This is a genomic window from Chryseobacterium sp. 7, assembly GCF_003663845.1.
Classification (GTDB): Bacteria; Bacteroidota; Bacteroidia; order Flavobacteriales; family Weeksellaceae; genus Chryseobacterium.
In genome coordinates this window covers 3,703,903-3,724,144 of record NZ_RCCA01000001.1, presented here as the reverse complement: position 1 = coordinate 3,724,144, position 20,242 = coordinate 3,703,903, and the positions used below count along the sequence as shown (strand labels likewise).

At 36.8% G+C, this 20,242-nt stretch carries 16 protein-coding genes; 8 read left to right on the top strand and 8 right to left on the bottom strand.

Translation table 11 applies throughout. The features are described from left to right. The first annotated feature begins 78 nt into the window (after window positions 1–78). The 3 genes from CLU97_RS17075 (at window position 79) to CLU97_RS17065 (ending at window position 1,934) form a co-directional block, all read left to right on the top strand. The gene (locus CLU97_RS17075; RefSeq protein WP_147436506.1) at window positions 79–276 is read left to right on the top strand and encodes a hypothetical protein; all 198 of its coding nucleotides are present in this window, start codon (window positions 79–81) and stop codon (window positions 274–276) included. A gap of 36 nt (window positions 277–312) precedes the next feature. Next, on the top strand, window positions 313–516 hold the full coding sequence (locus CLU97_RS17070; RefSeq protein ID WP_121488995.1) for a bacteriocin-like protein: 204 nt from the start codon (window positions 313–315) through the stop codon (window positions 514–516). A gap of 194 nt (window positions 517–710) precedes the next feature. Further along, complete coding sequence (locus CLU97_RS17065) at window positions 711–1,934, top strand: IS4 family transposase (RefSeq protein ID WP_121486493.1); 1,224 nt, start codon at window positions 711–713, stop codon at window positions 1,932–1,934. A gap of 52 nt (window positions 1,935–1,986) precedes the next feature. Here the strand turns inward: CLU97_RS17065 and nadA are convergent, their stop codons facing one another. From nadA to CLU97_RS17050, 3 genes are all read right to left on the bottom strand, one after another. Beyond that, complete coding sequence (gene nadA / locus CLU97_RS17060; protein ID WP_034694934.1) at window positions 1,987–3,006, bottom strand: quinolinate synthase NadA; 1,020 nt, start codon at window positions 3,004–3,006, stop codon at window positions 1,987–1,989. Window positions 3,007–3,113: 107 nt separating this feature from the next. Then, a complete protein-coding gene (gmk, locus tag CLU97_RS17055; RefSeq protein WP_121489778.1) occupies window positions 3,114–3,677 on the bottom strand; it encodes a guanylate kinase in 564 nt (187 codons plus the stop codon). Window positions 3,678–3,744: 67 nt separating this feature from the next. After that, window positions 3,745–4,602, bottom strand: a complete 858-nt coding sequence (locus CLU97_RS17050; protein ID WP_121488994.1) for a YicC/YloC family endoribonuclease — start codon at window positions 4,600–4,602, stop codon at window positions 3,745–3,747. Window positions 4,603–4,903: 301 nt separating this feature from the next. On the opposite strand from CLU97_RS17050, the gene miaA reads away from it, so the two are divergent. Further along, complete coding sequence (gene miaA, locus CLU97_RS17045) at window positions 4,904–5,824, top strand: tRNA (adenosine(37)-N6)-dimethylallyltransferase MiaA (protein WP_121488993.1); 921 nt, start codon at window positions 4,904–4,906, stop codon at window positions 5,822–5,824. A 228-nt stretch (window positions 5,825–6,052) separates the two neighbouring features. Here the strand turns inward: miaA and CLU97_RS17040 are convergent, their stop codons facing one another. From CLU97_RS17040 to CLU97_RS17025, 4 genes are all read right to left on the bottom strand, one after another. Continuing rightward, window positions 6,053–7,465 carry an efflux transporter outer membrane subunit gene (locus CLU97_RS17040; RefSeq protein ID WP_121488992.1) on the bottom strand — a complete coding sequence of 471 codons (1,413 nt, stop codon included), beginning with the start codon at window positions 7,463–7,465 and terminating at the stop codon, window positions 6,053–6,055. A 169-nt stretch (window positions 7,466–7,634) separates the two neighbouring features. Beyond that, window positions 7,635–10,817 (bottom strand): efflux RND transporter permease subunit, encoded by a 3,183-nt coding sequence (locus tag CLU97_RS17035; protein WP_121488991.1) that lies wholly within the window; start codon window positions 10,815–10,817, stop codon window positions 7,635–7,637. A 40-nt stretch (window positions 10,818–10,857) separates the two neighbouring features. Beyond that, the gene (locus CLU97_RS17030) at window positions 10,858–12,018 is read right to left on the bottom strand and encodes an efflux RND transporter periplasmic adaptor subunit (RefSeq protein WP_121488990.1); all 1,161 of its coding nucleotides are present in this window, start codon (window positions 12,016–12,018) and stop codon (window positions 10,858–10,860) included. 364 nt (window positions 12,019–12,382) lie between these two features. After that, a complete protein-coding gene (locus CLU97_RS17025) occupies window positions 12,383–12,979 on the bottom strand; it encodes a TetR/AcrR family transcriptional regulator (RefSeq protein ID WP_089689792.1) in 597 nt (198 codons plus the stop codon). A 311-nt stretch (window positions 12,980–13,290) separates the two neighbouring features. Here CLU97_RS17025 and CLU97_RS17020 point away from each other — a divergent pair, with 311 nt between their 5' ends. Beyond that, the gene (locus CLU97_RS17020; RefSeq protein ID WP_034694944.1) at window positions 13,291–13,845 is read left to right on the top strand and encodes a thioredoxin family protein; all 555 of its coding nucleotides are present in this window, start codon (window positions 13,291–13,293) and stop codon (window positions 13,843–13,845) included. A 101-nt stretch (window positions 13,846–13,946) separates the two neighbouring features. Here CLU97_RS17020 and CLU97_RS17015 read toward each other — a convergent pair whose 3' ends face one another. Further along, window positions 13,947–14,852, bottom strand: a complete 906-nt coding sequence (locus CLU97_RS17015) for an AraC family transcriptional regulator (RefSeq protein WP_121488989.1) — start codon at window positions 14,850–14,852, stop codon at window positions 13,947–13,949. A gap of 123 nt (window positions 14,853–14,975) precedes the next feature. Here CLU97_RS17015 and CLU97_RS17010 point away from each other — a divergent pair, with 123 nt between their 5' ends. From CLU97_RS17010 to CLU97_RS17000, 3 genes are read left to right on the top strand one after another with little or no spacing between them, the layout of a single operon-like run. After that, window positions 14,976–16,205, top strand: a complete 1,230-nt coding sequence (locus CLU97_RS17010; protein WP_121488988.1) for an MFS transporter — start codon at window positions 14,976–14,978, stop codon at window positions 16,203–16,205. Window positions 16,206–16,207: 2 nt separating this feature from the next. After that, a complete protein-coding gene (locus CLU97_RS17005; RefSeq protein ID WP_121488987.1) occupies window positions 16,208–17,689 on the top strand; it encodes a trehalase family glycosidase in 1,482 nt (493 codons plus the stop codon). Between the two features lie 23 nt (window positions 17,690–17,712). Then, window positions 17,713–20,157, top strand: coding sequence for a TonB-dependent receptor (locus CLU97_RS17000; RefSeq protein ID WP_121489777.1), 2,445 nt, complete (start codon window positions 17,713–17,715; stop codon window positions 20,155–20,157). The last annotated feature ends 85 nt before the right edge of the window (window positions 20,158–20,242 follow it).

Sequence of the window (20,242 nt, the reverse complement as noted above, 5' to 3'; positions counted from 1 at the left end):
TATGGGTTCGATGTAAAAAGTTTAAGCAGGTTTAATAGTAAAAACTATTTCAATACACCTTAATCAAATTAAATGACCATGAAAAATTCAAAAAAATTAAACAGAGAAAGCTTAAGAGCTATTATTGGAGGAACGGGAGACTCCTGTGCTGTAGATCTTGACTGCGGACCAAAAGGGTGTGCGGTATGTACAGATTTCAGAGGGCGCAAAGTATGCCTTTACCTATTTCCATACGATCCATCCATACCAGGAAGCTGTATGGTACTGGAAGGTTAATAAAAAATCAAAATCAAAATAATAATTAAGATTACTATGAAAAATTTAAAGAAATTAAACAGAAAAGAACTTCAAACACTGCAGGGAGCAGGCCCAGCCACATGCACAGGATGTCCTAAAAATACTACTTATGGAAATAATCCTGGCGATGCCCCTTGTGAAGCTTTTCAGATGCTTCCTGACCGTTGTAAAATGTGTGTTATTGTTGATATGTCATGTATGAGCGGAGGAGTATCTTAAAGATAATATCTGTCTTTAGAACAAAAAAAAGCACTGTGAAAACAGTAGTCATGGTCGGAAGATTTTTTCTTCCGACTTTTTGTTTTTAGATATTCAATATTATTATTGTAATTAATTGATTATCAACTATTTAATTTGTTTTATTGTTTCATTTTTTCATTTTTTGTATCTTTATTGCTGATAATCAATTGTTTATGTCAGTTTTTAAAGATCACAAAATATCACTTAAAGATGTTTTAGAATTTATTCCCGAAGCACTTTTAAGTCACCTTTCCGCAAGTACAAAAGTGGATTATTATAGTAAAGTTTTGCATGGAAGAAAAATATTCTACCTGCTTTTGTATTGCATATTTGATAATGAAAAATTAAGTCAAAGAACACTCGAAGATACTTTTAATAGCAGTGGATTCAAAGCGTTATTTGGCTTAGGGGAAGAGGAAAAGATTCGAAGGAGTTCAATTTCTGAGAGGCTTTCAAAAATTGATTCCAATTATTTCCTAGAAATCTACGAACAGATGTACGAAAGATTTTCGGAACTTTATTCCAAGACAGAAATCGAAAAATACAACTTAATCAGAGTTGACAGTACCATTGTAGCTGATACATGTAACAAGCTTAAAGAAGGAATTGATCAGAAAAGTGGAAAAAAATTAGTGAAATTCAGTTTTTCATTTGACGGAATTTTGCCATCAGCGGTAGATGTTTTTACGGGGCAAAAATACTCAACAGAAGATAATGCTCTTGCCCAGGCTGTTCTGAACCAGGTGAAAAAAGAAGATCATCATGATAATATTTATATCATAGACAGAGGGATCCAGTCTACAAGGACGATGAAAGATTTTGAAGAAAAGCTTCTGAAATTTATTATCCGTTCCAAAGAAAACAGGAAATATGAAGAGATTGAATCTTTTATTAAAACAGAAACCCCAATAAAATGGGATGATTGGGGAGTTATTAAAGACAGCAAAGTGAAGCTTTACACCGGAAAACCCATCCAAAACAAACGGGGAAATATTCATCATCGTGAAGAAAAAGTAGAAACATATTTTCGGTTGATCGTTATCAAAAATGAAAAAACAGCTAAAGAACTTTGGTTCATAACCAACGAATTTGAACTTTCTGCCAAAGAAATATCGGATTATTACCGTAAAAGGTGGGATATTGAGGTATTCTTCAGATTTATGAAACAAGAGTTGAATTTAAGCCATCTTGTTTCGCTCAATAAAAACGGAATTGAAGTAATGCTCTACATGACAATGATTGCTTCTATGCTGCTCTTGATTTACAAAAAAGTAAACAATTTAGGATATAAAACAGCTAAAAGACGCATCGCTATGGAACTTCGGGATATGATTACCGCAATTTTAATAATATTTGCGGGGGGGATCCTGCAAAAGTCTTCAAAACTTAAAACATAAAAAATGGTCGGAAATTTCTTCCGACCATGACTAGTGAAAACAGTGCTTTTTTTTATTTTATACTTTTTGAAAGATCAAGCATGGCTTCAATAGGCTTCAATGCTTTTAACCTTAATTCTTCATCGATAAGAATTTCAGGAAGCTCATATTTCATACATAAATATAGCTTTTCCATGGTGTTGCGTTTCATGTAGAAACATTCTGAACAGTTGCAGCTTTCATCAAAAACCAATGCAGGAATCAGTTCCTTGTGAGGAGCACGTTTTCTCATTTCGTGAAGAATTCCTTCTTCTGTAGCGATGATGAATTTCTGACAGTCATCTTTTTCTACATAGTTCAACAGAGCAGAAGTGGAACCAATAAAGTGAGCCAGTTTCAAAACTGCTTCTTCACTTTCGGGATGTGCAATCAATTTTGCATCCGGATTGTCTGCCAGTTGCTGGGCAATTCTTTCCATTGAAAATGCTTCGTGTACCACACAGCTTCCATCCCAAAGGATCATATCACGTCCTGTTTTCTTAGACAGATATCTTCCCAGGTTTTTATCCGGTGCGAAGATGATTGGTCTGTCTTTCGGAAGGGCTTCAATAACGGTTTCAGCATTTGAGCTTGTTACAATAATGTCACTTTCTGCTTTTGTTTCCGCATTACAGTTGATGTAAGTGGCAATTAAAGCATTCGGGTGCTGCTCACGCATTTTTCTTAATCCTTCACCAGAACAACCGTCTGCCAGAGAGCATCCGGCCATCGTATCAGGAAGAACTACTTTTTTAGTTGGATTTAGGATTTTAGCGGCTTCTGCCATGAAATGTACTCCACAGAATACGATCATGTCAGCATTGGTATCTTTTGCCTGTCTTGCCAGCTGTAAAGAATCTCCAAGGAAATCAGCAATATCCTGAATTTCTCCCGGCTGGTAATAATGGGCAAGAATCACTGCATTTTTTTCTTCTTTCAGTTTAAGAATGGCTTTCACAAGCTCTTCTCCCTGAGGAATAGCAATATCTTTTATATCCAGAAATCCTCTGACAGGAATTGCAGATTTAGCTTTTTCTAATGTTTCGGTACTCATATCAACCTCAATTTTTTATTATCAGAAGTTAGTAGAGGTTAGAAATTAGAAGTTAGATTTTGAGAGTATTTGATTACTTCCATCCTCCGGCTTCCATCTTCCAGCCATTAATTACTGATAAAACTTTTTATTAAACTTTCTATTTCTATTTTAGCTGCATCAAGATCTTCATTAATCACGATCTTGTCAAACTCGCTGGCGTAGGTCATTTCTTCTTCTGCCTTTGCAACACGGGTTTTTATGGTTTCTGCATCATCTGTGTTTCTGGAAATCAATCTTCGTTCCAATTCTTCAATAGAAGGTGGTTCTATAAAAATAGACAGCGCTTTATCACCGAAATATTTTTTTAGCGAGATGCCTCCTTTTACATCTACATCAAAAATAACTACCTTTCCCTGATTCCAGATTTTTTCTACTTCAGATTTTAAAGTACCGTAATATTTATCAGTATATACTTCTTCATATTCTACAAAAGCATCTTCAGAAATTTTCTGCCTGAATTCATCCGGTGTCAGAAAATGATAATCCACTGCATGAACTTCACTTCCTCTTGGCTGCCTCGTAGTGCATGAGATTGAAAATTCCAGCTCAGGAAATGTTTCCAGCGAATGCTTTACCAATGTAGTTTTTCCGCTCCCTGATGGTGCTGAAAATATAATTACTTTATCCATAGAGTTGTCAGTTGTTAGTTGACAGGTGATCATTTGTTGTAAACGATCACCTGCTAACGGTCAACTATTATAATACGTTTAACGTTTGTTCTTTTATTTTTTCAAGGTCATCTTTCATCATCACAACCAGTTTCTGGATATCTGCATGATTGGCTTTAGACCCTAATGTATTGATTTCTCTTCCGATTTCCTGAGAAATGAAGCCCAATTTTTTTCCGTTGAAAGACTCATTATCCATTACTTCTTTATAATATTTCAAGTGCTGGGTAAGTCTTACCTTTTCTTCAGAAATATCAAGTTTTTCAGTAAAATAAGCCATTTCCTGATAGAAACGTGTTTCATCCACGTTTTCAAATTCTTTCAAAGATTTCTGATAACGCTCTTTCACGCTTACAATTCTTTCTTCTTCAAAAGGAATTACTTCTGCAAGGTATTTGTCGATATTCTGAATATTCCTGTTTAATTCTTCATGCAGATTACTGCCTTCAGTTTTTCTGAATTCTTCAAATTTGTCCACCGCATTATTGACAATTTTAGCCAAAGCTTCCCATTCACCTTCCGTTAATTCGTCTGGTCTTGATGTAATGGCATCAGGAAGTCTTACCGCCATTTTAAGGTATTCGAAATTGGGGCCGTCTGAAGCTATGTTTTTAAGTTCTTTGATATAAGAATCAATTAAATTTTTATTAATTTTTACATCATTGGACTCTTCAAGATTCTCTATATTAACGTAGCAGTCTACTTTTCCACGGATAATTCTATCGTTAAGAATTTTTCTGATTTCAAATTCTTTTTCTTTATAACGTAAAGGAATTTTAATATTCAAATCAAAGCTCTTGCTGTTCAGAGATTTAATATCAATAGTAATTTTTTTTCCTTCAAAAACATCTTCGGCTCTACCGAATCCGGTCATTGATAAAATCATAGTTTTTTATTGTTCTACAAAGATAAACATTTAAGTCTATAATGTGATACAATGAAATTCCAACATAGACTATCTGATTACTCAATGTTAAATTTATTTTGAACCATGAAGATTTTAATGAAGGCGTTAAGAATATTAAGATGAGCTTCGCTTTTAGCATAATGCTTAAGAAAAATCTATAGGATTTTTTTTCTTAATTAAACTTAATAACTTAAATATCCTTAATGGTTCAAAACAATCTGTAGTTTTTTTGTATTTAAAAATAAAAATTCAAATGAGCTCGTTTTCGTAAATTAGCGCTGTGAAAAAGAAAAATTTAATTTCTATTGTAGGACCTACCGGAATTGGTAAAACGAGATTGGCAATTGATTTGGCTCAGCATTTCAATACGGAGATTATTTCATGTGATTCCCGCCAGTTTTTTAAAGAAATGAAAATAGGAACAGCTGCACCATCTGAAGAAGAGTTGTCTGCTGCACCTCATCATTTTATCGGAAATCTTTCAGTTGAAGAATATTATTCTATCGGTCAGTACGAAGAAGATGCCCTTCAAAAACTTAATGAACTTTTTACAACTCATGATACTGTCATTCTTGTTGGCGGAAGTATGATGTATGAAAAAGCGGTGATAGAGGGGTTACATGATCTGCCGGAGGCCAATGCTGAAAATCAGGATAAACTTCAGGCTATTATGGAGCAGGAGGGAATAGAAAAGCTTCAGGAAATTTTACAGGAATTGGATCCCGAGTATTTCAGTGTGGTAGACATTCACAATCACCGCAGGCTATTGAGAGCCATTGATATTATCTGGCAAACGGATAAAAAATATTCTGACCATATTTCGGTTTCCCAGAATGGCAGAGATTTTAATGTGATCAGAATCGGAATAGAAGCTCCAAGGGAAGAACTGTACGACAGAATCAATAGGAGAGTGGATATTATGATGGAGAAAGGCTTGCCGGATGAGGTAAAAGGTCTTGAGAAATTCAAGAATCTGACGGCTTTAAATACAGTAGGATATGCGGAACTTTTCAAATATTTTGACGGAGAGTGGGATCTTGATTTTGCGGTTTCAGAAATTAAAAAGAACAGCCGAAGATATGCGAAACGTCAGCTGACATGGTACAGAAAGGCGGATGATATTCATTATTTACAATTGGGATATTCTGAAAAGGATTTTGGAGATTTGCTGAATTGGATTGCTGAACAATTTCAGGAATAAATTTTACCTGAATTATTTTAAACCATGAAGGAACTATTAAGGTGTTAAGAATATTAAGAAAGCTTCGCCTTATGAAGTATTGTCTTAAAAATCTATTTGATTTTTCTTAATTAAACTTAGCAACTTAAATATTCTTAATGGTTTAATGATCATTCATTTCATCAATAAAATCATAAAAAATGCGGCTCTGAAAAGAACCGCATCTTAAAACAAATATAATTTAATTTACTACTTCCAACCGCCGCCTAAAGCTCTGTATAAATCTACAATGCTGCTTAATCTCTGTCTTTTAATGGAAGCCAGATTCAACTCTGCCTGTAGGGAATTTCCCTGTGCTGTAATCACTTCCAGGTAATTGGCTGAACCTCCTTTGTAAAGAAGTTGTGCACTTTTAATTCCGTCTTTTAACGTGGTAGATTGTTCCGTGGCTTTCTGTTCCTGAACTTTTAAGTTTTCATTGGAAACCAAAGCATCAGAAATTTCTCCCACGGCATTCAATACCGACTGACGGAATGCCAACACATTTTTCTCTCTTTGAATTTTTGCTACTTCCAGATCTGTTTTCAATTGTCTTTTCTGGAAAATAGGCTGGGTAATTCCTCCTAAAACCGACCCGAATAACGAAGCCGGAATCTGGAACCAGTTATCAAATTTGAATGAATTTACTCCTCCGTTGGCTGTAATCTTTAATGCAGGGTACATATTGGCTTGAGCAATTCCAACCATGGCATTGGATTCTAATAAAACCAATTCCTGCTGACGCACATCCGGTCTGCGGCTTACCATAGCTGCCGGAAGTCCTGCGGAGATATTCTGAGGTAATGAAGTATCAGACATTTCAATCGTTCTGTTTACTTTATTAGGCAGCTCACCAGTTAGAATACTCAATGCATTTTCCTGAATAGCGATATTTTGCTCCAGTTGGGCAATCAGAAGTTCTGTTGCCTGTTTCTGTGCTGATGCCTGTTGTACTCCTAAAGAGGTATTATCACCACTTTCCCACATTTTTTGTGTAATCATTAGGGTATTGGTGCTCAGTTCCAGATTGGATTTTGCAATCGCTAATTGTCTGTCAAGCATCAATAAATTATAATATCCCTGCGCAATAGCTGCTACCACTTGAGTCTGAACAGCTTTTGAACCTTCATACGTCTGAAGATACTGCATTCTTGAAACTTCCTGCTGGTTTTTGATTTTTCCCCAAATGTCAGCTTCCCATGAAAGGTTGAAGGCTGCATTATAATCTTCAACATGGCTTGAACCTAAAAATAAATTTAAGCTTTGCCCATTCATACTGTTTTTGGAAGGTCTTGAAATCTGGCCGCTTACTCCGAAACCAACGTCCGGATATTGCATATATTTTGCCTGTTTCAGTTTTTCCTGTGAAGCAGCTACCTGCTTTAAGGCAATCTGAAGGTCATAATTATTTTTAATTCCTTTTTCAATCAGTCCCTGTAAAATAGGATCGCTGAAAAACTGTTTCCACTCCAGATTAGCTATACTGGCAGTGTCTGCAGTGGCGGTGTACTGAAACTTTTCCGGAAGAGGAAGCTCAGGCTCCGTGTATGCCAGTTTAGACACACACGAAACAGAGCCGATGGCCAGCACAAATGTTAGAATAATATTTTTTACTCGTTTCATAGTTTTTAAACTTTTAATTGAATCCAAAACTTAGAGAGGTTTTTGTAGAGGCAAAAATTGTCTTTAGTAGGAGAAAATAATTAGCTTTTTTAAACCATTAAGACCAGGCAGGTAAATAGGTAAACTATGATCTTAAAATTTTCTCTAAGTTTTTGTAATTCATTTTTTATTAGTGACTAGCAGCTAAAAGTTCTTCCTCCATTTGTTTTTTCAGAAGTCTTTTCTTTTTTCTGCTTGGCATTTTTTCATGCAGATACTGGAACACAACATACATTACCGGAATGATAAAGATCCCGAATATTACTCCTGTAAGCATTCCTCCTACGGTACTGTAACCGATAGAGTGGTTTCCTTTTGAGGAAGCACCCTGTGTCCATACCAGTGGAAGCATCCCTACGATAAAGGCAAAAGAGGTCATTAAGATGGGTCTTAAACGTAATCTTGATGCCTGAAGGGCAGATTCAATTAATGTTTTACCTGCTTTTCTTCTCTGTACGGCAAATTCCACAATCAGGATGGCATTCTTCGCCAATAGTCCTACAAGCATAATCAATCCCACCTGAACATAAATATTGTTATCAATTCCTGCTAATCCTGTGAATGCAAATACTCCGAAAATCCCGGTAGGAATGGTAAGAATAATCGCAAACGGAAGAATATAGCTTTCATATTGAGCTGCCAGTAAGAAGTATACAAACAAGATACTTAGGAAGAAAATAAAGGTAGTTTGTCCGCTTGTTTTTATTTCTTCACGGGTAATCCCTGTCCACTCATATCCGTATCCCCTAGGAAGGGATTGTTGGGCAACTTCTTCTACCGCTTTGATGGCATCTCCGGTACTGTAGCCAGGTTTTGGAGTTCCGTTAATCGTTACTGCATTGAAAAGGTTATTTCTTGTTACCGTTTCAGGACCGAAAGATCTTTTCAGCGTTACCAAAGTTTTTGCAGGAACCATTTCTCCTGATTTATTTTTTACATAAATTCCTTCCAGTGAATTAACATCTGTACGGTACGGAATATCTGCCTGGGCCATTACTCTGTAATATTTTCCGAATCTGTTGAAATCCGATACAAAGCTACTTCCGAAATAAATCTGCATGGTCTGCATCAATTCTGTTACAGAAACACCCAGCTGGTTGGCTTTATCTGTATCCACATCAATGGTATATTGAGGGTTTCCTGCTGCATAAGTTGTAAAGGCAAAAGCAATTTCAGGTCTTTTCATCAGCTCTCCAATAAACTGTTGAGTAGTTGTTTCTAACTGTTTGAAAGAACCGTTCGTTTTATCCTGAAGCATGAATTCAAATCCTGAAACGTTACCAAAACCTTGTACAGTAGGGAAATTGAAGAAGAATGCATTAGCATCTTTCACCTGGCTTACCTTTCCTGTCAATGTTGCTGCAATCTCATCCGGATCTTTCATTTCCCCACGTTTGTCATAATCTTTAAGTTTGATAAAACCTGCAGAATACGGAGAAGCGTTAGAATTACTGATAAAGTTCATCCCATCTGCTACCCAAAGGTGGTTGGTTGCTTTTTCCCCATTGATGATTTTATCAATTTGTTCCGTTGCTCTGTGTGTTCTTTCCAGTGAACTTCCCGGAGGAGTATTTACAGCGTATAGTACAAATCCCTGGTCTTCAGTAGGAATAAATCCTGACGGAGCCTGTTTGATCAAAAATACACTTGCTGCTGTAATAATAACAAGACCTCCTATGGCAACCCATTTGTTTTTAATTAAAAACTTAAGGCTGTAGATATATTTTCTCGTCATGCTGTTGAAGCTGGCGTTGAAAGCATTGAAGAATCTTGCTCCAAAACCTTTTTTATGACCGTGCTCACCATGTTCTCCCTGAGGATCATTTAAGAACATTGCACATAATGCCGGGCTCAATGTTAATGCATTCACTGCTGAGATTAAAATCGCAATCGCTAATGTGAAGGCAAACTGTCTGTAGAAAACTCCTGCAGGTCCCTGCATGAACCCGACCGGAATAAACACGGCACACATTACCAATGTAATGGAAATAATAGCTCCTGAAATTTCACTCATTGAGTGCATCGTAGCGTGTTCTACAGGCATTCCTGTCTGTTCCATTTTGGAATGGACAGCTTCTACTACTACAATCGCATCATCCACTACAATACCAATGGCGAGTACCAATGCGAATAAAGTAAGCATATTGATACTGAAGCCAAATAGCTGAAGGAAGAAGAAGGTTCCGATAATCGCTACCGGTACGGCAATTGCCGGGATTAATGTAGATCTGAAATCCTGAAGGAAGATAAATACTACAATAAATACCAACACGAAAGCAATAACAAGCGTTTCCACAACCTGATGGATAGAAGCATCCAAAAAGTCTTTGGAATTATACATGATAATAGGCTTCACTCCTTTTGGAAGAGTGGTTTCCATTACTTTCACCTGCTTTTCAATCTCCGTAAGGATTTCGTTGGCATTGGAACCAGCGGTTTGTAAGATGGCAAATCCGGCAACCGGTTTCCCGTCTACTCTGTTGGTCGCAGTATAGGTGTAAGATCCGAACTCTACTCGTGCTACATCTTTTAATCTTAAGAAAGAACCGTCACTATTCGCTTTGATAGCGATATTTTCATAGTCTTCATTTTTATTTAGTTTTCCTTTATATTTGAGGATGTATTCGTAAGTTTCCTTACTTCCTTGCCCAAGACGGCCTGGGGCAGCTTCAAGGTTATGATCTTTAATGGCTGCTAACACTTCCTGTGGAGAAAGATTGTTTGATGCCAAACGATCCGGTTTCAACCAGATTCTCATGGAATAATCCCTTGTTCCGAATACCTGAGCCTGTGCAACTCCTGGGATACGTTGTATCTGTGGAATGACATTGATCTTCAGGTAATTTTGAAGGAATAATTCATCGTATTGTTTTTCATTTTCACTGGTTAACCCCATGAACATGATCATACTGTTCTGAACCTTCTGGGTTGAAATTCCCGCCTGTACTACTTCCTGAGGCAGCTGGCTCATTGCTTTTGATACACGGTTCTGTACGTTTACCGCTGCATTATCCGCATCTGCTCCCTGCTTGAAGTACACGCTAAGTGTCATAGTACCGTCATTACTAGAGTTGGAAGTCATATAGGTCATATTTTCAACCCCGTTCACTGCTTCCTCAATAGGAGTCGCAACTGAACGTGCTACGACTTCAGCATTAGCTCCAGGATAGAATGCCGTTACCTGAACGCTTGGTGGAGCTATATCCGGAAAGAGGGCAATCGGTAAATTAAAGAGAGACAAAGCTCCCAATAATAAAAGTATTATGGAGATGACCGTTGAAAGGACCGGTCTTTCTATAAATTGTTTTAACATAAGAAGTTTATTTTTTTAAGTCTTCTGTTTTCGGAAAGGACTATAATGGTTTCGCTTTTAATAAGCTGTCAGAAGAAATATTTCTCGGTCTGATGGTGGCACCGTCTTTCAAGTTTCCAATTCCTGTGTATACGATTTTTTCTCCAGGAGCAAGCCCTTCGGAAATAAAGTAATAGCTGTCTGTTTTTCCAGCTATTTTAATAGGTCTTCCCATTACTTTTTTGCCTTTATCCATTACATATACATAGGTCTTATCCTGAATTTCAAATGTTGATTCCTGAGGAATAACCACTGCATTCGAGATCAGCTGAGGCATACGCACTCTTCCTGTGTTTCCGGTTCTTAAAGTTCCGTTGGCATTAGGGAAAACGGCACGTACACTGATGGCTCCGGTAGTTTTATCAAACTGCCCGTCTACAATGCTTAATCTTCCTTTTTCAGGGTAAGTACTGTTATCGGCAATTACAAGATCCACCATCGGCATATTTTTCAGCTTTTCTTCTAAGCTTGCTCCAGGGTATTTGTTTTGGAAAGCGATGAAGTCAAGTTCACTTAAAGAGAAGTAGGCATAGATTTCACTGATATCAGATAATAATGTCAATGGATTTACATCTGTTCTTGAGATCAAACTTCCTTTTTTGTAAGGAATTCTTCCGATATAACCACTTACAGGAGCTGTAATCGTTGTAAATCCTACATTGATTCTTGCGCTTCCAACAGAGGCTCTGGCTTGAGAAGCAGCGGCAACGGCAGCTTCATAATTGGCTTTTGCTGTTTTAAGCTGTACATCAGAAACTACTTTTGCAGCAACCAGTGGCTGAATTCTGTCTACTTCCACTCTTGCTTTTTGGATATTGGCATTGGCAGCCTGAAGATTAGCCTGAGCCATATTCATCTGCTCGCCGTAGCTTCTTGAATCTATTTTAAATAACGGTTGTCCTGCTCTTACATAAGCACCTTCTTCTACATAAATCCTATCCAGATATCCGTCTACCTGAGATCTGATTTCTACGTTGTTTTTCCCTTCCAAAGCAGTTGGGAATTCCTGATATGTAGTAGCGGGTGATGTAATAACGGTATAAACCGGAAGTTCTGGAGCTGGAGGTGCGGCATTGGTTCCTTCTGCGGCTTTTGTGCAGCTCTGTAAAAGAATTATACTTGCAATAAGTACAATAAACCTTGTTTTTCCAGGTAATTTCATTGTTGGTTTAATTTTTTTAATGAAGTGTTAGAGGTAAGTAAAGTGTTTTGATAAATGCTGTATTTTTTCCTAACAGTGTTAATAATTAGTTCAAAAAAATTTACAGAATTTTTAATGTCCAATGAAGTCGATTGTTTCCATAATTGAAAATTGTTTTTAATGTATTTAAGTGTATAATGATAGTATAAGGTGTGTTAATTTTACTAACAGTGTTAATTAATAAGCAAAAAATGACTAATTTTAACAACTGAATTCAAAGAATGGTTCCATAAATGATTGAGTTTTTAATCAGGAAAAACAGAATAATTTTAATTAATTCGATGTTAAGTTTCCTAACGGTGTTAATTTTTAATTCAAAAAAAATTTACAAAGACTTAATAAAAGCCGAAACAGTTTCGTCCAATGTAGTCTTATTCATCGTAGAAGGGATATCAGCTGTGCGCATCATCATAATAGAGATCATTCCGTGTACGGCAGAAAACAGAGCGTGAGACATATGGCAGGCATTGTCCGGATTGGATCCGTTTTTCTTAATAATCTCATAAGTGCATTCATAGATAAGCTCCTGAAATGATGAGAATTCTTTTTTCATCTGACCTTTTCCGCAGCACTGCATTCCAAGACCAAACATAAGCTGGTAATATTCCTTATTTTTAAAAGCAAAGTTCCAGTAAGCATCCACAATGGCAACAAGCTGTTCTTCCGGAGTACTGTGTTTCTGCTGAGCTTTTAATAATTCTATATGTAACTTGTGAAAGCCATCTAAAGAAATTTCAAATAGGATAGCTTCTTTATTTTCAAAATAATCATACACCACCGGGGCACTATACTCAATAGCGTCTGCTATCTTTCGCATAGAAAGTGATGCCCAGCCTTCAGTTTTGGCCAACGTAAAAGCAGCCTGCAAAATATTTGCACGGATGGATTCCTTTTCTCGTTGACGGCGTTCATGTAGACCCATGATATTTATTTACTAACAGCGTTAGCAAAACTACAAACTTTTTAATATAACTTCCAAAGGATATTATACATTTAAATTCAAAAGATGGTTTATAAGTGATGTTAATCATTAGGCTGGAAGCTGGAAGAATGGGAGCTGGAAGTTGGTTTGGATTAAAAAAATACCATTAATAGAATTTGACTATAACTATTTTTGAGTCTTAAAAATCTTCCCTCCTCCAGCTTCCAGCCTCCCTACTCTATAAAAATAGAAATGTCATCTTTCTAATTAAGAAAAGAAATATCTATCTTTGCCGGTAAAGAAATAAGGATATGAATACTCCCTCAAATATGTTGGCATTAGGAACAAAAGCGCCGTTTTTTGAACTTCCTAACCCGTCAAAAACGAATGAACTTCAGTCTTTGGATGAGCTGAAAGGAGAAAAAGGTACTTTGGTGATCTTCATGTGCAACCACTGTCCGTTTGTTCTTCATGTAATCGACAAGATCAATGAATTATATGAAGATTACAACGAGCGTGGAATTGAATTTATTGCCATCAATGCGAATGATATTGAAAAATATCCGGCAGATTCTCCGGAAAAAATGATCGAATTTCAAATTGAAAGAAGATTCGACTTCCCTTATTTGTTTGATGAAAGCCAGGCGGTAGCAAAAGCTTACGATGCTGCGTGTACACCGGATTTTTATTTCTTTGATGATAAACTTGATCTTGTATACAGAGGTCAGATGGATGATTCAAGACCGGGAAATAATAAAGATGTTACAGGTGAGGATCTGATTATTGCTTTTGAAAATCTTTTGGCTGGAGAAGCTCAGGAAGAAATTCAGAGACCTAGCATGGGATGCAATATTAAATGGAAATAATTACTGGTTGCTAGTTGTTTAGTTACTGGTTTTTACTCATTATAATACAAGCTGCTCTTTTTGGAGTGGCTTTTCTGTTTCTTGCTGATTCATATGTAAGTTTAAAAGCTTACTTTGGACTTAGTTTCCTTTTCAACCTTCAAATCCACATTCACTTTATTATGAGAATAATTCCTGATAAATTCTGAAGGAGTCTTTCCTGTATATTTTTTAAACATTCTATTAAAATACGTTACATTGTTAAAACCGCACTGATAACTGCATTCTGAAATAGATCTGTCCTGGGCCATCAGCAGACATGCTTTATTAATTCTGTAGCGGTTCACAAACTCTGTAAACGTAATCTGAGTCGCCTTTTTAAAGAAATTACAGAAAGCGGGCAAAGTAAGATTGGCCAGTTTTGCAACATCTTCAATATCAATTTCCTTGTCATAATGATGTTCCACATAAGTGAAAATATTTTCAAGGCGGGTTTTATTTTTAGAAATAATGGTATAAGGCATGATTTCTTTATTCAAGAGCTCGTAATCCTCACATTTTGAAAGTTCAAAAAGAATTTCAAGCAATAGTAAATATCTTTTATACCCTTCTGATTCCAGCATCAGTCTTAGTTTGGGAAGCATTACCTTTTTTACTTTTTGATGAAAATGAATCCCGTATTTTGAAAGTTCCAACAGATTTTTAATAGATCTGGCTTCTACTTCCTGCTGAGGAAACTGAAGGATTTCTTCTTTGAACTGAAGTACAATTTCTTCATGCGGATCAATGGAGTTCAGTCCAAATCCGGAGTGAGGAATGTTCGACCCGATTAATACCAGATCCCCATTTGTATAATTGCTTTTATGATAGCCCACATGTCGGGTTCCATTCCCGGAAATAACACATACCAGTTCAATTTCGGGATGATAATGATATTCCCATTTGAATTCTGAAATAGGGGAGTTATTGTGAATTGTGCGGAATGAACTCTTTTCATTAGGAATTACCCTTTCAAAAGTAACTTTCATTTAATTAATCATATTTAATTGCTAAAAATAGTAAATATATTAATATGGTTCAAATATTGATTTACTGTGTTAAATTATCGTTAACAGAAATGCTTCTATCTTAGCCGACAAGAAATAACCTGAATGAAAAATCTTAACATCAAGGCCGTTTTATTTTTAAACTATTTTGTCTTCGCAATTCTTCTGAATTCTGTAGGAACAGTCATTCTACAGGTACAGCAGAATTTTGGGATTTCAAAGTCTTCGGCCAGCATTTTGGAAGGCTTCAAAGATCTTCCGATTGCCATATGTTCTTTCATTCTGGCTTCATTTCTTCCGAAGATAGGAATCAAAAAATCCATGCTGATTGCTTTATTGCTGGTAAGCTGTATGTGTTTTGTAATGCCGTTTACCAATGAGTTCTGGGTTTTTAAATTATTATTTGCGACAGTAGGAGTTTCATTTGCATTAATCAAAATATCGGTTTTTACTTCTATCGGGCTGGTAACGGAAACAGATAAGGAACATTCCAGCTTTATGGGATTTCTGGAAGGATTTTTCATGATTGGAGTATTGGCAGGAAATGTTTTATTCAGCTTATATATAGATGATCATAATCCGAAATCTACAGAATGGCTGAATGTATACTGGATTTTGGGTGGACTTTCAACTTTGTCTTTTTTATTCCTGTTCTTTTCAAAACTGAACGAACAGGGTGCTAAAAGTGAGAAAACGGATCTTCTGGGAGATTTAAGAAACAGTGTGAGCCTTTTCAGTTATAAAAAAGTATTGTGCTTTTTATTATGTGCTTTCCTTTTTGTATTGGTGGAACAAAGCTTTCAAACATGGACGCCTACATTTTATAAAGAAATTTTAAAAGTGCCTACATCCATGAGTATCCAAGCAGGAGCCGTTTTAGCAGGAGCTTTTGCATTAGGAAGATTTTTATCAGGATTCTTCTCTAAAAAGTTTAGCTGGATCTATGTAGTTTCTTTTTGTGTAGTTGGTTTTGCCATCAGCTTACTGCTGGTTTTACCTCTTACCCATAATATTCATATTGATACGAATACAAACTGGATGAATGCCCCTTTGGTGGTCTATCTATTTCCTTTGATGGGAGGTTTGCTGGCACCTATTTATCCGAGCATTAATTCTGTAATTCTGGCATCTATCCCGAAATATCTGCACAGCGCTATGTCAGGATTGATCGTTGTTTTCTCAGCAATCGGAGGAACTATAGGTTCTATCATTACCGGATTTGTGTTTCAGGAGTTCAGTGGGCAGCAGGCATTTTACCTTTCCCTGATTCCACTTTCATTGCTGATCACCTCTGCGGTTTTCATGAATAAATTAAAAATTAATCCTAAAAAATAACAATGAGTAATCAGCTTTACATAAACGAAATTCAAAGTCTGTTTGATGCGGTACAGAGATCTGAAATTTTTGAAGATCAGAAAATGATGACGGATGCAGTTCCTCTGTTTCCAATTGCAAAGATTAATGAGGATTATGAACAATCAAAAAATACCGAAGGTTTTAACCTGAAAGATTTTGTGATGGCTCATTTTGATTTTTTAGGAGCAAGAGTTTCTGTACACCGAGAAGAGCAGCTTCCAATAGGTGAACATATTGAAAAGCTATGGGATGAACTGACCCGTACAGCCTATGAAGAAAAGGGAACGCTTTTAAAATTACCAAAACCATATATTGTTCCGGGAGGTCGTTTTAATGAATTTTTCTATTGGGACAGTTATTTTATTATGCTTGGATTACAGGTTTCCGGAAGAGTAGAAATGATGAAAAACATTATTGAAAACTGTTCTTACCTGATCCTGAATGTAGGATTTGTTCCCAATGCAAGCAGAACACATTTCTTAAGCAGATCTCAGCCGCCTTATTTTTCATTAATGCTGGATCTTCTTTTTGAAACAACCAATGACGAAGGAATTTATACACAATATCACGAAACACTGGAGAAAGAATATGCTTTCTGGATGAATGGTTTGGAATGGCTTGAAAAAGGTTCCAGTATAAAAAGAGTGGTTAAGACTACAGACGGAGATATTCTGAACCGTTATTATGATGCAGAAAATGCACCGCGTCCCGAAAGTTATCTGATCGATATTGAAGATCATGAGACCACTTCAGGAGACGAATTTTACAGAAACATAAGAAGTGCCTGCGAATCCGGCTGGGATTTTTCCAGCAGATGGTTTGCAGACGGACAGAATATACAGACAATAGAAACGCTGAACTTGGCACAGGTTGATCTGAACTGCCTTCTGTGGCATTTGGAAATGACTTTGGCTAAATCTTCAGCACTTCAGAATCTGAGCGAAAAAAACAATTATTTTTCAGAAAGAGCAGCAAGCCGAAGACAGATGATCAATAAATATTTCTGGAATGGAAATACTAGCAATTACAAAGATTATCACATTAAAAAAAACACAAACACACCGTCTGAACATATTGCTGCTCTTTATCCTTTATTTCTGGGAATTGCAGATCAGAAACAGGCGGAAGCAGTTGCCAAAGTCATTGCTGAGAAATTTCTCTACCAGGGAGGGCTTGTCACGACAACTAAAAACTCAGGGCAGCAATGGGATCTTCCCAATGCGTGGGCACCTTATCAATGGTTAGGATTTAAAGCAATGAAAAACTACGGCTTTGATGAACTGGCTGAAAAAATTAAAAACAACTGGTGTTCCAATGTAGAAAGAGTTTACAAAAACACCGGAAAGCTAATGGAAAAATACAATGCATTAGACACAGAAACAATAGCAGGCGGCGGGGAATACCCCAATCAGGACGGATTCGGTTGGACCAATGGAGTGTATTTACAATTACAACAAAACTGAAACTAACAATAAAAAATATGGCTATGAAAAAAAAATCGATCTTTTTAATCGCCGCTACAGCTACATTATACTTTAATAATGCTTATGCCCAGGAAACTCCGAAAGATTCGGCAAAAGTTTCTTCTATAGATCAGATTGTCATTACCGGAAATTCCGGCCCTAAGAAAAAAATAGAATCCAGTACTGCAATTTCCACATTCAGTGCTAAAGAAATTCAGAAGCAAAACCCAATCAGTGCCGCTGCTTTATTACAGAGAGTACCAGGATTTGCCGTGGAAACTTCAGGAGGTGAAGTAGGAAATAACCTTTTCGCAAGAGGGATTCCTTCTGCAGGAGCTTATGAATTTGTACAGGTACAGGAAGACGGTCTTCCGGTTTTCGAAGATGGTGCGCTTCAATTTGCCAATGCAGATAACTTTTTCCGTGTAGATAATTCGGTAAGCCGTCTGGAAGCTTTAAGAGGAGGTTCCGGTTCCATTTTTGCTACCAACTCTCCGGGAGGACTTATCAACTTTATTACCAGAGAAGGATCCAATGATTTCAAAGGAACGGCAAAAGTGGAAACAAGTACTTATGGACTGATGCGTACAGACCTTAATGTAGGTGGCGCTTTGGTTCAGGATAAATTATTCTTCAACATCGGTGGTTTCTACAGAACAGACAGCGGAATCAGAAAAACAGGTTTCAAAGCTAATGACGGAGGCCAGATCAGAATGAACCTGAAATATGTCTTTGATAAAGGGTACGTGAAGGTATACTATAAAAAACTGGACGACAGAAATACATTCTTCCTTCCGATTCCTTTGATTCAAAATGGAAATGACCTGAAAGAATTCCCAGGTTTTGATCCTAACTATGGAACATACAGCTACAGAGCAATCAGCCAGCTGAATATTCCACAAGCCGGAGGAGGATTTTTCAAAAGAAACCTGGAAGACGGTATTCATCCTAAAGTAGATGTTCTAGGTGCGGAGTTTAAATATGATCTTGGAAACAATTTCAGTGTTTTAAACAAAACAAGATATACTAATATCAATATGAATTATACAGGGATTTTCCCTGCCGGATTGCCTGAAACTGCAGCTGACTTTGCAACTAAACCTGTGTCCGAAGGTGGAGATTATGGTATGACTAATTATCAATATTCATTAGTAAGTAACGGAGCGATTGTAAATCCTGCATTTGTTCAAAAATTAGGTTTCTGGGCAATTGACAAGCAGATGAACAACTTTGTGAATGATTTACAGTTCAACTATAAATTTGATAAAGGAAATGTTACCGCAGGTTTCTATAAATCTAACTGGAAGTCTCATCAATACTGGAACTGGAGTAATATTCTGGCTACAGCAACAGACAGACCGGAATTGCTGAACCTTGTAGATACTTCTCTTACGCCTTTGGATAATGGATATTCAAAAACGTATAACGGAGTTACCAACATGACATTTTTACAGAGAGATACACAAACACAGGGAAGCTTGAATGATCTTTATGTAAACTTAGATTACAATATTACAGATGCTTTAAGCGTAAACGGAGGTCTTCGTTACAGCCACGATTATTATAAAGGAAATTTTGCCAATACAACCACTTCCAACTTAAATAATTCAGGGTTAACAACGGATGGAACTCACGGTTTCAACACGACAACTGCTGATGATAACATGAGCGTTTTAGGAAACAAATACACATACTGGAATTATAATATTGATAAAGTTTCTTTCACGGTAGCGGCTAATTATAAAATCAGCAAAGAAAATGCAGTGTATGCCCGTTTTTCTAACGGTTTCAGATCTCCGAACGAAGAAGCCTATTATAACTATTTCTCCAACCCGGCACCTGATAAACCTTTAAAATCAGTAACAACCAATCAGTTGGAAGTAGGGTATAAATATTACTCGCGTACTTTTGATATTGCAGTGATTCCGTTCTATTCTACATTGAAGAATCTTTCCTTTACGGACATCTTCTCTAACGGAACATCTGAAAATATATTTGCCAATACACAAAACTACGGGGTTGAATTTGAAGGATATGCCCGTTTATTCAACAATATTTTGGAGGTTTCATTCAACGGAACCGTTCAAAGTCCAAAATATAAAAACCTTGAAGCAGGAAGTGTTCTTGAAGGAAATGTAGTACGAAGAATGCCGAAATTTTTCTTCAATATTTCACCGGCAGTTAATATTACAAAAGCCTGGAGAGCATATGCAAGTATGAATTACTATGGAAAACGTTTCCAGGATGAGAAAAATGTACAGACGCTGCCTGCTTTCACAGAATTCGGGGCAGGTACCTCTTATCAGTTAGGAAAAATACGCTTTGCAGTAGACGGAACCAACATCTTTAATACCATTGGTATTACAGAAGGAGACCCAAGAGCAGGCTCACCAACCGGAGACGGAACCATCATGGCAAGACCTATCATGGGAGCTGCTGTAAGAGCATCCATTACTTTAGATTTCTAAAATAAACTCTATTTCTTCTTATTAATGAACCCACCAGAATTTTCTGGTGGGTTCATATTTTTTGAACTTGTTTTACATTTTATTT

Coding starts and splice junctions, on each gene's coding strand:
- CLU97_RS17030 (WP_121488990.1), bottom strand. CDS start 12,018: ATGAAATTACCTGGAAAAACAAGGTTTATTGTACTTATTGCAAGTATA.
- CLU97_RS17070 (WP_121488995.1), top strand. CDS start 313: ATGAAAAATTTAAAGAAATTAAACAGAAAAGAACTTCAAACACTGCAG.
- CLU97_RS17065 (WP_121486493.1), top strand. CDS start 711: ATGTCAGTTTTTAAAGATCACAAAATATCACTTAAAGATGTTTTAGAA.
- CLU97_RS17015 (WP_121488989.1), bottom strand. CDS start 14,852: ATGAAAGTTACTTTTGAAAGGGTAATTCCTAATGAAAAGAGTTCATTC.
- CLU97_RS17020 (WP_034694944.1), top strand. CDS start 13,291: ATGAATACTCCCTCAAATATGTTGGCATTAGGAACAAAAGCGCCGTTT.
- CLU97_RS17000 (WP_121489777.1), top strand. CDS start 17,713: ATGAAAAAAAAATCGATCTTTTTAATCGCCGCTACAGCTACATTATAC.
- CLU97_RS17005 (WP_121488987.1), top strand. CDS start 16,208: ATGAGTAATCAGCTTTACATAAACGAAATTCAAAGTCTGTTTGATGCG.
- gmk (WP_121489778.1), bottom strand. CDS start 3,677: ATGGATAAAGTAATTATATTTTCAGCACCATCAGGGAGCGGAAAAACT.
- CLU97_RS17040 (WP_121488992.1), bottom strand. CDS start 7,465: ATGAAACGAGTAAAAAATATTATTCTAACATTTGTGCTGGCCATCGGC.
- CLU97_RS17010 (WP_121488988.1), top strand. CDS start 14,976: ATGAAAAATCTTAACATCAAGGCCGTTTTATTTTTAAACTATTTTGTC.
- nadA (WP_034694934.1), bottom strand. CDS start 3,006: ATGAGTACCGAAACATTAGAAAAAGCTAAATCTGCAATTCCTGTCAGA.
- CLU97_RS17025 (WP_089689792.1), bottom strand. CDS start 12,979: ATGGGTCTACATGAACGCCGTCAACGAGAAAAGGAATCCATCCGTGCA.
- CLU97_RS17075 (WP_147436506.1), top strand. CDS start 79: ATGAAAAATTCAAAAAAATTAAACAGAGAAAGCTTAAGAGCTATTATT.
- CLU97_RS17050 (WP_121488994.1), bottom strand. CDS start 4,602: ATGATTTTATCAATGACCGGATTCGGTAGAGCCGAAGATGTTTTTGAA.
- CLU97_RS17035 (WP_121488991.1), bottom strand. CDS start 10,817: ATGTTAAAACAATTTATAGAAAGACCGGTCCTTTCAACGGTCATCTCC.